The following is a 12,424-nucleotide window of genomic DNA, read 5'->3' as shown; positions in this document are numbered from 1 at the left end:
TCCCGCGATTCCGTTCGCCGCCATGATCAACCAGGCCGACCGGCAGCCGGGGCCGGTGAGGCGATAACCGGTTGCGGTCTTTCCGGGATGGAGTGGGGCCAGCAGGTCGCCGATCGCTTCCGTCCCGAGCACGTTCACCACGTGCCACGGCGGTCTGAACTAGTCGAACGTCCTTCCGCTCCCGCCGTCCGTCAGCACAGCGCGCCCTGCTGGCCCCGGTGGTTGAACGCGTCGTGGACGGTGGTGGCGGCGGTCAGCGGCCGGTCCACCGGGGTGGGGTTTTGTCGAGGAAGCTGCGGACGCCGTGGTGGAAGTCGTGGCTGTCGAAGACGGTGCGGACGAGGTCGTCGCCGTCGGGCAGGGTGGCCAGGCGCAGGCGGCGGACGGCTTGTTTGGCGGCCCACATGGTCAGCGGGGCGTGCCCGGCGAGGCGGGTGACGAGGTCGTCGACGGTGCCGGTGAGCTCGGCGGGGTCGCAGAGTTCGGTGGCGAATCCGGCGCTGTGGGCTTCGTCGGCGCCCAGCAGCCGGGCGCGCAGCAGCATGTCGAGGGCGCGGCCGGGGCCGAGGTGGTGCACCAGCAGCGAGTAGGTGTTCATGGACAGGCAGTTGCCGAGGGTGCGGGCGACGGGGACGCCGAAGCGGGCGGTGGTGGTGGCCACGCGCAGGTCGCAGACGGCGGCCAGGGCGATGCCGGCGCCGACGCAGTAGCCGTTGATGGCGGCGATGGTGGGGACGGTGACCGATTCGAGGCGGTCGAGGATGGCGGCCATCTTGCGTTCGTAGGCGACGCCGTCGTCGCCGTCGGTGAAGTCGGTGAACTGGGCGATGTCGGTGCCGGCGACGAAGGCGTCGTCCCCGGCGCCGCGCAGCACGACCACGCGCAGGTCGGGGTCGGATTCGGCGGTGTCGCAGGCGGCGAGCAGCCCGTCGTACATGGCCCAGGTCATGGCGTTGCGCTGGGCGGGGCGGTTGAAGGTGACGTGCAGGGCGGGGCCGTGGCGGGTGACCAGCAGGTCGTCAGACATGGTTGTCCTCCTCGTGGCGGCGGGTGCGGAGTCGGGTGAGCAGGGGCGGTCCGGCCAGCAGCAGGGCGGCCAGGGCGAGGAGGGTGACGGCGATGGGTTGGGTGAGCAGCAGCCACAGGTTGCCGTCGAGCAGCGCGGAGGATTGCACGAGGGCCTTTTCGAACAGCCCGCCGATGACGACGCCGACGACCAGCGGCGCCATCGGCAGCGCGAAGCGCTTCATGCCGTAGCCGATGAGGCCGAAGACGAACACCAGCCAGACGCTGAAGGTGTTGTTGTCGATGGCGTAGGCGCCGGTGAAGCTGGTGACCAGGATGATCGGGTAGAGGTAGCCGTAGGGGATGCGCAGCAGCTGGGCGAACAGCGGCGCCAGCGGCAGGTTGAGCACCAGCAGGATGACGTTGCCGATGAAGAACGACACCAGCAGGCCCCACACCAGGGCGGGTTGTTCGGTGAACAGCAGCGGTCCGGGTTGCAGGCCGTAGACGGTGATGGCACCGAGCAGGACGGCGGTGGTGGCGCCGCCGGGGATGCCGAGGGTGAGGGTGGGGATGAAGTTGGCGTTGGCGGCGGCGTTGTTGGCGCTCTCGGGGGCGGCGACGCCTTGGATGGCGCCGTGGCCGAACTGGTCGGCGTTGCGGGACAGCCGTTTTTCGAGGCCGTAGGCGAGGAACGAGGCGAGGGTGGAGCCGGCGCCGGGCAGGGTGCCGAGCAGGAACCCGATGGTGCTGCCGCGGGCGATGGCGCCGGTGGAGTCGCGCAGGTCCCGGCGGCGCAGGACGAGGTCGCGGAAGCGGGCGCGGATGGGGCGGGCGGCGCCGATGCGGATCTGGTGCAGGACCTCGCCGACGGCGAACAGGCCGATGACGATTTCGATGTAGGGCAGGCCGGAGAGCAGGTTGATGCTGCCGAAGGTGTAGCGGGCTTCGCCGGTTCCGGCGTCGATGCCGACGCAGGCCAGCAGGATCCCGACGCACGCCATGGCGGCGGCGCGCAGTTTCGACCCGGTGCTGAGGATGACCATGGTGACCAGGGCCAGCACCATCACGGCGAGGTTCTCGGGGGGTCCGAAGCGCAGCGCGAATGCGGCGAAGGGCGGGGCGAGGGCGGCCAGCAGCAGCAGGGACAGCAGTGCGGCGGCGAAGGAGCCGATGGCGGCGATGGCCAGGGCGGCGCCGGCCCGGCCTTGGCGGGCCATCTGGTAGCCGTCGAGGGTGGTGACGACGCTGGCGGCTTCACCGGGGGTGGACAGCAGCACGGAGGTGATGGTGCCGCCGTACTGGGAGCCGTAGTAGATGCCGGCGAGCATGATCAGCGCGGTGACGGGTTCGACGGTGAGGGTCAGCGGGATGAGGATGGCCACGCCGGTGCTGGACCCGAGGCCGGGCAGCAGGCCGATGACGGTGCCCAGCACGACGCCGAGCAGGCACCACAGCAGGTTGGTGGGGGTGAGGGCGGTGGCGGCGCCGAGCAGCAGGTTGTCGATCACGCGGGCCTCCTCCTCAGAATCCGAGCACGCCGGTGGGCAGCGGGATGTCGAGCAGGACGGCGAACAGCAGGTGCATGGCGGTGGCGGTGGCGGCGCTCATCAGCAGGGCCTGCGGCAGCCGCCGGCGTTCCAGCCAGGTGGAGATGACCAGCACCAGCAGCCCGAAGGACAGCACCATGCCCAGGTGGGGCACGGCCAGCAGGGTGAGCAGCAGCAGCCCGAACACGCGGCGCAGGATGCGGCGGCGTTCGGTGGCGCTGCGCCCGGCGTCGTCGCGGTCCTCGCCGGACGTGGCGGGTTCGGGTGCGGTGGGGGTGCGGAGTTCGCGGGCGAGCAGCAGCAGGGAGAACACCGCCAGCAGGGTTCCGGCGACCAGCGGCAGGAAGCCGGGGCCGATGCGGTTGTCGTCGACCAGCACCCCGTAGGGCACGGCGGTGGTGGCGAACGCGCCGCCGAGCAGGGCGAGTCCGCTGAACAGGACGAGGGGGCCGGTGCTGCGGCGGCGGGTGCTCACCGGCCCACCACGTCGGCGAGCAGGCGCTGGTTGTCGCGCAGGTAGGCGGTGAACTCGTCGCCGAAGGCGGTGACGGGTTGCAGGTATTCGGATTCGACGTAGTCGGTGTAGGCGGGGGAGGCGGCGTAGCGGCGGGCCAGGTCGATCCAGTACTGGCGGGCGCGGGGATCGAGGCCGCCGGGGGCGATGACGCCGCGGAACTGGGCGAAGGACACCGGCACTCCTTGTTCGGCGGCGGTGGGGATGTGGGCGAGTTCGGGGTAGTGGTAGCGCTGCGGGGCGAACGCGCACAGCGCGGTGAGCCGCCCGGAGCGCAGTTGCCCGATGACTTCGCTGGGGTTGAGGGAGGCGAGTTCGACGTGGCCGCCGAGGACGGCGGCCATCGTTTCGCTGCCGGACTGGTAGGGCACGCGGTCGAAGTCGGCGCCGGCGCGGCGCTGCATCAGGGTGAACACGACGGCGTCGGGGCCGAGGGCACCGGAGATCCCGGCCAGGACGCGGCGCTGCTTGCTCTGCTCGACGGCGTCGGCGCAGCTGGTGATCGGCGAGCCGGGTCGGGCGACCAGCAGCGTGTAGTCCTCGCCGACTTTGGCGATGGGGGTGAAGTCGCGGTGGGAGAAGGCGACGTCGATGCCCGCGGGCAGCGACAGCAGGGACGTCTCGGTGGCCAGCAGGTGGTGGGTGGAGCCGCGTTTGCCGAGGAAGTAGGAGTAGCCGACGGCGCCTTGGCCGCCTTCGCGGTTGTCGACGGTGATGGACAGCGTCGGGTCGGCGGCGGTGAGCCCGGCGGCCATGGCGCGCCCGGCGATGTCGCTGCCGCCGCCGGCGCCGAAGGGCACGACCATCGTCACTTCGCCAACCGGGCGCGGCCCGCCTTGGACGTCGTCGGCGGTGACCGGGGCGCAGCCGGTGGCCACCAGCGCGGTGGTCAGCGCGGCCAGTGCGGTGCGGTGCGCGCGCATCGCTCCTCCTCGAGCTGGCGTCGCGGTGGGGTCAGCGGATGATGCCCGCTTCGTGGAGCTCGTCGAGTTCGGTGGTGCCGAGGCCGGCTTCGGTGAGGACGTCGCGGGTGTGGGCGCCGAGGCCGGGGCCGGCGGTGCCGCGGCGGGCGGGGGTGTGCGACAGCCGCATCGGGGAGCCCAGTTGCCGCACGGTGCCCAGGTCGGGGTGCGGGGCGTCCCAGAAGTAGCCGCGGCCGGTGAGGTGGTCGTCGGTGTAGACCTGGTCGGTGGTGGCGATGGGTGCGCAGGGCACGCCGGCGGCCACGAGCAGGTCGACGACCTCGCCGGTGGTGCGGGTGGTGGTGGCGGCTTCGATGGCCGGGATGAGGTCGTCGCGGTGCTGGTAGCGGTCGTAGGAGTGGGTGTAGCGGGGGTCGTCGAGCAGGGCGGTGAGGCCGAGGGCGTGGCAGAACGCGGGCCAGGTCTTGGTGGTGGTGGCCCCGGCGGTGACCCACCCGTCGCGGCAGCGCAGCGCTTGGTAGGGGGCGCTGTTCTGGTGCGCCGAGCCGTGCTTGCGGCCGGCTTCGCCGGTGGCGTGGTAGGTCCCGGCTTCCCACACGGTCAGGGATACCCCGGCTTCGAGGAGGGACACGTCGATGTGCTGGCCGTGGCCGGTGGTGTCGCGGGCGCGCAGCGCGGCGAGGGTGGCGGTGGCGGCGTAGAGGCCGCACACGAGGTCGCAGACGGGCACGCCGATCTTGGTGGGGTCGCCGTCGGGGGCGCCGGTGACGCTCATCAGCCCGGAGCGGGCCTGGGCCATGATGTCCAGGCCGGGTTGGGCGGCCAGCGGCCCGTCCTGGCCCCAGCCGGAGGCGGAGACGTAGATGAGGCGGGGGTGGGTGGTGCGCACGGCGTCGTAGCCGAAGCCCAGGGCGGCCAGCGCGCCGGGCCGCAGGTTCTCCACCAGGACGTCGGCGCTGTCCAGCAGGGTGCGCAGCAGCGCGGTGCCCCGTTCGGTCTTGAGGTCCAGGGCCACCGACCGCTTGTTGCGGTTGAGCCGGATGAACGGGGAGCTGTGCTCGTCGAGGAACGGGCCGGTCTGGCGGACCGGGTCGCCGCCGTGCGGGTTCTCGATCTTGATGACGTCGGCGCCGAGGTCGGCGAGCTGCATGGTGGCGAAGGGGGCGGCCATGAAGGCGCCGATCTCCAGCACGCGCACGCCGTGCAGCGCGGCGGGGGGCGGGGTGGTGGTCATGCGCGGCTCCAGAGCGGTCGTCGCGTACCGTGCGCCGTGATCGGCATCACCGGACTTTTGTCTACAGCAGGCAGTTCCGCGGTGGCAAGGTGGTGTGCCAAGGTTGCCCCGGGCGGAGCAGCCGCCCGGTTGCCGGTGCCCCCGGGCGCTTCGTGCGGCCCGCTGTGGAAGGACACTGCTTTCCGTGACCGGAGAGGACGAACTGAGCGCGCCGGTGGCGCGGGCCCCGAGCATCGTGGGGCCGCCGTCGCTGGTGCAGTTGGCCGCCGACGCGTTGCGGCGGATGATCGTGGGCGGGGATCTGCTGTGCGGGCAGCGGGTGGTGGAGAACCGGCTGACCCACGAGCTGGGCATCAGCAGGCCGCCGCTGCGGGAAGCGCTGCGGGTGCTGGAGCGGGAGGGCCTGGTGCGGCAGGTGCCGCGCAAGGGCGTGATCGTGACGCCGTTGACGCTGCACGACATCTACGAGATCTGCACGTTGCGCGCGGAGTTCGAGGGCCTGGCGGTGCGGTTGGGCGTGCCGGTGCGGGATCCGGAGCGGTTGCGCCGCTGCCGCACGGCGCTGCACCGGATGGCCGAGGCCGCGGGGGCGGCGGACCAGTCGGCGTACCTGGAGTGCTCGTTCGAGTTCCACGTGTCGGTGGTGGGGCTGTCCGGGCACCAGCGGCTGGAGGAGGCCTACCGGTCGTTGCAGTTGCAGCTGATGCTGAGCATGGCGCTCAACCGGCGGGCCCGGGAGGACGAGACGCTGACCGAGGACGTCGCCCGCCACGAGCGGCTGCTGGCGCTGGTGGAGGAGGGGGAGCCGGCGCGGGTGCTGGCGGAGCTGGCCCGCCACGGCGACCGGACGTTCCTGGACGGCATCGAGACCAAAGTGGACGGACATACCGAGGAGGCGCTGGAGTGGTTGCGCCGGCAGCGAGAGGAGCAGCGGTGAGCGCAGGACCGATCGTGACCATCGACGGGTTCAGCCCGCAGGTGGACCCGGAGGCGTTCGTGGCGCCGGGGGCCGCCCTGATCGGCCGCGTCCGGCTGGGGGCGGGGGCCAGCGTCTGGTACGGGGCGGTGCTGCGCGGCGACACCGAGCACATCAGCGTCGGGGCGGGCAGCAACGTGCAGGACGGGTGCGTGGTGCACGCCGACCCCGGATTCCCGTGCGCGGTGGGCGAGGGGGTCACGGTGGGGCACCGGGCGGTGCTGCACGGCTGCACCGTGGAGGACGGGGCGCTGATCGGGATGGGCGCGGTGCTGCTCAACGGCTGCCGCGTCGGGGCCGGGTCGCTGGTCGCGGCGGGAGCGGTGGTGCTGGAGGGCACCGAGATCCCGCCGGGGTCGCTGGTGGCGGGCACCCCGGCGAAGGTGCGGCGGGAGCTGCGCGACCCGGAGCGCGCCGAACTGGCGGTGGCCGCCGAGAAGTACGTGGCCAACGCCGCCAAGCACCGGGCGGCGCTGGCGGGCTGAGCACGAGAACGGCGCGGTGGCCGCCCGTTCGACGGGTGGCCACCGCGCCGGTGGTCATCGGGGTCCCGGGCCGGCAGGGGCCGGGACCGGTGTGTCGCCGGTGCCCGCGGTGCGGGCGCCGCTCAGTCTCAGTGCCAGGTCAGGGTGCTCGACTGCGGGTGCCGCATCACCGTGCGGGCCCGCTGCATCTCGCGCGCCAAGCTGCCCAGCCAACGAACCAGACCTGCCATCGCGGGTCCTCCACTACAGCTCAAGGGATGTGGTCGACACGACCTTGTGCGTTGTCAAGAGCTCTTGCCCCGACAACGCCCCGCCTGGGCGACAAGGGGATGTCTCACCCGCCATGTCGTCGCAGGTGGGGACGATGTTTCAAGCGTTTGATCACGAATCGATAACTCCTCGTCGCGGGTGGGTCGCGCGGGGTCAGCCCGGGTGCGAACCCACCGCGTCGCGCAGCTCGTCGCCGGTGACCGCACCGACCATCCGGGCGCAGTGCGCGCAGCAGAAGAACCGCCCCGACGCCTCCACCCCGTGCCCCAGCACCCGGCACTGGCAGTGCTCGCACACCGGCGCCAACCGCTGCGCCGCGCACTCCATCGAATCGAACGTGTGCACCCCACCGCCGGTGGTGCGCACCTCGAAGGTCATCCAGTAGTCGTTGCCGCACACGTCGCAGGTGCCCACGGGCCCCACCGCCTCCCCGATCCGGTCGTTGACCACGACAGGATGCGGCCACCGCCGGTGACCGGCAACCGGGCACCACCACCCGGTTCGGCGGCGCGCCACCCACCCCCGCTGTGCCAGCATGATCGCGACGCGACGCCGCCGAACCCGGGGGAGCACATGCACGACGACCGCCGCATCGTCGAAGACCGCCTCGACCGCGTGCTCGCCGAACGGCTCCTCCCGGCCGTGCACCCCCACACCGCGCCGTGCGACGTGGCCGTGTGGCACGCCCCCGGCGAACCCGTCCCCGCCGCCGAGGCGCTGCGCGCCGACTACCGGCCCACCGCGGTCGGCGAACCGTGGGGCCCGCCGTGGGGCACCAGCTGGTTCCGCATCCACGCCGAACTGCCCGCCTCCTGGGCCGGGCGCACCGTCGAAGCCATCGTCGACCTCGGCTTCGACCAGGACCGCCCCGGCTTCCAGTGCGAAGGGCTCGCCCACACCCCCGACGGCCGCCCCGTCAAAGGACTGCACCCCCGCAACACCCACCTGCCGGTGTCCACCGAGGACGGCGCCCGGACCCGCACCTGGTACGTCGAAGCCGCCGCCAACCCCCTCATCCTCGGCCCCCGCGGCTTCCAGCCCACCCCGCTGGGCGACCCCGCCACCGCCGGGGACCGGCCGCTGTACCGGCTGCACCGCGCCGACCTCGCCGTCGTCGACACCACGGTCCGCGACCTGCTGCACGACGCCGAAGTCCTCGACCAGCTCATGCGGGAACTGCCCGGCACCGACCCGCGCCGCCACGAGATCCTGCGCGCCCTGGAACGGATGCTCGACCGGCTCGACCTGCACGACATCGCCGGCACCGCCGCCCACGCCCGCGCCGCGCTCGCCGACGCCCTGGCCCGCCCCGCCCACCCCAGCGCCCACGTGCTCTCCGCCGTCGGCCACGCCCACATCGACTCGGCGTGGCTGTGGCCGCTGCGCGAAACCGTCCGCAAGGTCGCCCGCACCACCGCCAACGTGTGCGCCCTGATGGACACCGACCCCGACTTCGTGTTCGCCATGAGCCAGGCCCAGCAGCTCGCGTGGCTGCGCGACCAGCACCCCGCGCTGTTCGAGCGGGTCCGCGCCCGCGTCGCCGAAGGCCGGTTCGTGCCCGTCGGCGGCATGTGGGTCGAAGCCGACACCAACATGCCCGGCGGGGAGGCCATGGCCCGCCAGTTCACCTTCGGCAAGCGCTTCTACCTGGAGGAGTTCGGCCTCGACACCCAGGAGGTGTGGCTCCCGGACTCCTTCGGCTACAGCGCCGCGCTACCGCAACTGGTCGCGCTGTCCGGATCCCGCTGGTTCCTCACCCAGAAGATCTCCTGGAACCAGACCAACCGGTTCCCGCACCACACCTTCTGGTGGGAAGGCATCGACGGCACCCGCGTGTTCACCCACTTCCCGCCCGCCGACACCTACAACGCCGAACTCACCGGCGCCGAACTCGCCCACGCCCAGCGCAACTTCGCCGAACACGGCTACGCCACCCGCTCGCTGATCCCGTTCGGCCACGGCGACGGCGGCGGCGGCCCCACCCGCGAAATGCTGGCCCGCGCCCACCGCACCGCCGACCTCGAAGGCGCACCGCGGGTGCGGCTGGAAAGCCCCGCGGCGTTCTTCACCGCCGCCGAAGCCGACCACCGCGGCCCCGCGGTGTGGTCCGGGGAGCTCTACCTGGAACTGCACCGCGGCACCTACACCTCCCAGGCCCGCACCAAGCAGGGCAACCGGCGCTGCGAACACCTGCTGCGCGAAGCCGAGCTGTGGTCGGCCACCGCCACGCTGCGCACCGGCGCCGACTACCCCCACGACGAACTGGAGCAGGCGTGGCGCACCGTGCTGCTGCACCAGTTCCACGACATCCTGCCCGGCTCCTCCATCGCCTGGGTGCACCGCGACGCCGAAGCCGCCTACGCCCGCACCACCACCGCGCTCACCGCGCTGATCGACCGGGCGCAGCAGCGGCTGTGCGGCGACGGGGACCGCACCGTGACGTTCAACGCCACCCCGCACGCCCACGACGGCGTCCCCGCCCTCGGCGCGGCCACCGCCACCGAACCCCGCCCGCAGACCACCGCCGAACGCCGCGACGGCGCCATCGTCCTGGACAACGGGCTGCTGCGGGTCACCGTCGACCACCGCGGACTGCTCACCTCGGTGCACGACCTCACCGCCGACCGCGAAGCCCTCGCCGGCCCCGCCAACCTGCTGCAACTGCACCCCGACCACCCCAACGCCTGGGACGCCTGGGACATCGACGGGTTCTACCGCCACCAGGTCCGCGACCTCACCGACCTCGACGCGCTGTTCGTCGACGGCACCGACGTCCACGTGCACCGCGCCACCGGCCGCTCCCGCATCCGCCAGCGCCTCAGCCTGCCGCCCGGCGCCCGCCACCTCGACATCGACACCGACGTCGACTGGCACGAAACCGAAGCGCTGCTCAAAGCCGCGTTCCCGCTGGACGTGCACGCCGACCGCAGCGCCGCCGAAACCCAGTTCGGCCACGTCTTCCGCCCCACCCACACCAACACCTCGTGGGAAGCGGCGAAGTTCGAGATCTGCGCGCACCGCTGGCTGCACGTCGGCGAACCCGGCTACGGCCACGCCCTGGTCAACGACTCCACCTACGGCCACGACGTCACCCGCGACACCTGCCCCGGCGGGGGCACCACCACCACCGTGCGGCTGTCGCTGCTGCGCGCCCCCCGCTTCCCCGACCCCGACACCGACCACGGCCCCCACCACCTGCGCTACCGGCTCGTGGTCGGCGCCGGCATCGCCGCGGCGGTGCGGGAGGGCTACCGGATCAACCTGCCGCCGCGCCGCCGCACCGGTGGGCACGACGTCACCCCGCTGGTCGCCGTCGACAACGACGCCGTCGTCGTCGAAGCCCTGAAACTCGCCGACGACCGCAGCGGTGACCTCGTGCTGCGCCTCTACGAATCCCGCGGCACCCGCGCCCGCACCACCCTCACCTTCGACGGGCCCGCCACCGTCACCACCACCGACCTGCTGGAACGCCCCCTGGACCCGCCGCGGCACTGCCCGGGCACCCTCGACCTGGACCTGCGGCCGTTCCAGATCCTCACCGTGCGGGTGCGCCGCTGACCCCCAGCAGGTGCCGCCACGTCACCCCGTCCACCGCGCCGCGCACCGCCAGCCCCCGCGCCGCCCGGAAATCCCGGACCGCCGCCACCGTCCGGGAACCGAACCGGCCGTCAGCCGCCACCGCGGCCCCCCGCGCGGTCAGCAGCACCTGCGCGGCCCGCACCGCCTCACCACCGTCCCCGGCGGCCAGCTCCGGAACCAGCCGCGCCCACGCCGTCCCGCCGAACAGACCCGCCTCGGCCACCGGCGCGGCGTAGCAGGCCTCGGCGGGCACCGCCAGACCCGCGGCGGTGCGCCGCGTCGCACCGCCGAACACGCCGTCGACGGCCACCTCGTGCCCCCGCGCCCGCAACAGGCGCTGCAACGCCACCACCACCGGCCCCGAAGCACCCGGCCGCAGCAGCGGCCACGTCACCGGGTGCACCACCGCGGCCCCGGTGGCCGCACCGACGGCCTCCCGCAACTCGCCCAACCGCCCGTAGAGCACCTCCCCGGGGCACTCGGTGGCCATGTAGTCGCGATGCCCGTAGATCGCCCCGGCCGCGATGCCGTACTGCGCCACCGCGTAGGCGCACAGCGCCACCAGCGACTCCCACAGCGCGGCAGGCACCTCGGCGCCGGTGTAGGTGCCCTCGTTCTCGATGCCCATCGACACCGCGTTCTGCGCCCCCGCGTGCGCCCCGACGACGTGCTCGGAACCCGAGCGCAGCGCCGCCAGGCTCTGGTGCCTGCCCTCGGTGAGGTGCCCGCCGCGGCTGTTGGTGAAGTTCTGGCCGGTGTCGATCCACCCGTTGCCGTCCATGTGGTAGTCCTGGATGCTCCGGGACAGGGCGAACGCGTGGGCCCGCGAGGTGTCCCGCGCGTTCTCCGTGGCCGTGTGGTGCACGATGATCTTGTCGGGTGCGGTGCCGCGCACGTCGATGCTGCCGCGGGGATCCCGCGCCTCCCAGTCACCGGTGCCGGCGATGTCGGGGGCGGCGAGGCGACGCGGGACGGACGCGGCGGCGGGCGCTGCGGCCGCGCCGACGGCGGTGACGGCCAGACCCGCGGCCAGCAGCGTGCGGCGGGCCATCCTCGGACCGAGGACCATGACGACTCCTCCGGGATGTCGGGGTGGGGAAGGGGCCCCGAGCCTGCCCGCCGCGCCCCCGCGGACCGACCCCCTGGCGACAACCCGCCACCGGCCACCCAGGACGATCACCTGCCGGGCCGGGCCCGGTCCACTTGGTACGGTCCCCGCCATGACCGAACCAGCCGGGGAACCGACGGGCACGACCTGCAAGTTCCCCGGATGCACCCGGCCGGTACCGCGCCACAGCGGCCCCGGGCGGCCCCCGGAGTACTGCGACCTGCCCGAGCACACCCGGTGGCGGGCCTGGAAGGAACGCCAGCGGCTGCACGCCGAACAGGACCAGCAGCCCGACCCCGTCCTGCCCGCCACCGACCTCGACGGCGCCCGCGTCCGCGCCGACGACCTGCTGCGCCAGTACCGGTCGCTGAGCGACCAGCTCGCCCGCACCCTGCGCGCCGCCATCGACGAACTCGGCGCCATCGCCGACCCCAGCGCCGCCGAAGCCCAGGTGCAGGCCGCCCACGCCGAAGCCGCCCACCGCGTCGCCCAAGCCGAACAAGCCCTGGCCACCGCCCAGCAGCACCGCCGCCGCGCCGAGCAGGCCGCCGCCGACGCGGTCGCCGCCGCCGCCGACGCGGTCGCCGCCGCCGACGACGCCGCCGCGGCCGCCGAGGACGCCACCCGCGACGCCGACCAGGCCCGCACCCAGCGCGACGAAGCGCTCACCCGCGCCGACCACGCCCAGCAGCAGGCCACCGAAGACGTCCACGCCGCCCGCAACGAAGCCGACGTCGCCATCGCCGCCGCGCACCGCGACGCCCAGCAGCGCATCGACAC

Annotated in this window: 11 protein-coding genes; 4 read left to right on the top strand and 7 right to left on the bottom strand. The window is 73.5% G+C overall.

Annotated features, from left to right (window positions below; all coding sequences use genetic code 11):
* Positions 1–253: 253 nt before the first annotated feature.
* From ABD976_RS22290 to ABD976_RS22270, 5 genes are read right to left on the bottom strand one after another with little or no spacing between them, the layout of a single operon-like run.
* Positions 254–1,027: an enoyl-CoA hydratase/isomerase family protein gene (locus tag ABD976_RS22290; RefSeq protein WP_345366308.1), complete on the bottom strand. Its 774-nt coding sequence runs from the start codon at positions 1,025–1,027 to the stop codon at positions 254–256.
* Entirely contained in the window at positions 1,020–2,516 is a 1,497-nt protein-coding gene (locus tag ABD976_RS22285) for a tripartite tricarboxylate transporter permease (protein ID WP_345366306.1), read from the bottom strand. Before ABD976_RS22285 ends, ABD976_RS22290 begins: the two co-directional genes overlap by 8 nt.
* A gap of 13 nt (positions 2,517–2,529) precedes the next feature.
* On the bottom strand, positions 2,530–3,030 hold the full coding sequence (locus tag ABD976_RS22280) for a tripartite tricarboxylate transporter TctB family protein (RefSeq protein WP_345366304.1): 501 nt from the start codon (positions 3,028–3,030) through the stop codon (positions 2,530–2,532).
* A complete protein-coding gene (locus ABD976_RS22275) occupies positions 3,027–3,992 on the bottom strand; it encodes a tripartite tricarboxylate transporter substrate binding protein (RefSeq protein WP_345366302.1) in 966 nt (321 codons plus the stop codon). The genes ABD976_RS22280 and ABD976_RS22275 overlap by 4 nt, the downstream gene beginning before the upstream one ends.
* A 31-nt stretch (positions 3,993–4,023) precedes the next feature.
* Entirely contained in the window at positions 4,024–5,226 is a 1,203-nt protein-coding gene (locus ABD976_RS22270; protein WP_345366301.1) for a CaiB/BaiF CoA transferase family protein, read from the bottom strand.
* Positions 5,227–5,410: 184 nt separating this feature from the next.
* Here ABD976_RS22270 and ABD976_RS22265 point away from each other — a divergent pair, with 184 nt between their 5' ends.
* Both ABD976_RS22265 and ABD976_RS22260 read left to right on the top strand, forming a co-directional pair.
* Positions 5,411–6,163: a GntR family transcriptional regulator gene (locus ABD976_RS22265; RefSeq protein ID WP_345366300.1), complete on the top strand. Its 753-nt coding sequence runs from the start codon at positions 5,411–5,413 to the stop codon at positions 6,161–6,163.
* Positions 6,160–6,687, top strand: coding sequence for a gamma carbonic anhydrase family protein (locus tag ABD976_RS22260; RefSeq protein WP_345366298.1), 528 nt, complete (start codon positions 6,160–6,162; stop codon positions 6,685–6,687). Before ABD976_RS22265 ends, ABD976_RS22260 begins: the two co-directional genes overlap by 4 nt.
* A 423-nt stretch (positions 6,688–7,110) precedes the next feature.
* On the opposite strand, the gene ABD976_RS22255 is transcribed toward ABD976_RS22260, so the two are convergent.
* Complete coding sequence (locus tag ABD976_RS22255) at positions 7,111–7,371, bottom strand: Prokaryotic metallothionein (protein WP_345366856.1); 261 nt, start codon at positions 7,369–7,371, stop codon at positions 7,111–7,113.
* Between the two features lie 159 nt (positions 7,372–7,530).
* Between ABD976_RS22255 and ABD976_RS22250 the strand changes: the two genes are divergently transcribed.
* Positions 7,531–10,515 carry an alpha-mannosidase gene (locus ABD976_RS22250; protein ID WP_345366296.1) on the top strand — a complete coding sequence of 995 codons (2,985 nt, stop codon included), beginning with the start codon at positions 7,531–7,533 and terminating at the stop codon, positions 10,513–10,515.
* Here the strand turns inward: ABD976_RS22250 and ABD976_RS22245 are convergent.
* Complete coding sequence (locus tag ABD976_RS22245) at positions 10,493–11,605, bottom strand: peptidoglycan recognition protein family protein (protein ID WP_345366294.1); 1,113 nt, start codon at positions 11,603–11,605, stop codon at positions 10,493–10,495. The two genes, ABD976_RS22250 and ABD976_RS22245, sit on opposite strands and share 23 nt — an antisense overlap.
* Before the next feature lie 151 nt (positions 11,606–11,756).
* Here ABD976_RS22245 and ABD976_RS22240 point away from each other — a divergent pair.
* Positions 11,757–12,424: hypothetical protein (locus ABD976_RS22240; RefSeq protein ID WP_345366292.1), on the top strand; the 668-nt coding region annotated here is incomplete at its 3' end.

This window comes from Saccharopolyspora cebuensis (assembly GCF_039542665.1).
Taxonomy (GTDB): domain Bacteria; phylum Actinomycetota; class Actinomycetes; order Mycobacteriales; family Pseudonocardiaceae; genus Saccharopolyspora; species Saccharopolyspora cebuensis.
The sequence above is the reverse complement of the archived record's forward strand: the minus strand, read 5'-3'. Positions and strand labels throughout refer to the sequence as shown.

Excerpts from the sequence above, each read along its gene's own strand:
- ABD976_RS22290 (WP_345366308.1), bottom strand. The coding sequence starts at position 1,027 with ATGTCTGACGACCTGCTGGTCACCCGCCACGGCCCCGCCCTGCACGTC.
- ABD976_RS22250 (WP_345366296.1), top strand. The coding sequence starts at position 7,531 with ATGCACGACGACCGCCGCATCGTCGAAGACCGCCTCGACCGCGTGCTC.
- ABD976_RS22275 (WP_345366302.1), bottom strand. The coding sequence starts at position 3,992 with ATGCGCGCGCACCGCACCGCACTGGCCGCGCTGACCACCGCGCTGGTG.
- ABD976_RS22270 (WP_345366301.1), bottom strand. The coding sequence starts at position 5,226 with ATGACCACCACCCCGCCCCCCGCCGCGCTGCACGGCGTGCGCGTGCTG.
- ABD976_RS22245 (WP_345366294.1), bottom strand. The coding sequence starts at position 11,605 with ATGGTCCTCGGTCCGAGGATGGCCCGCCGCACGCTGCTGGCCGCGGGT.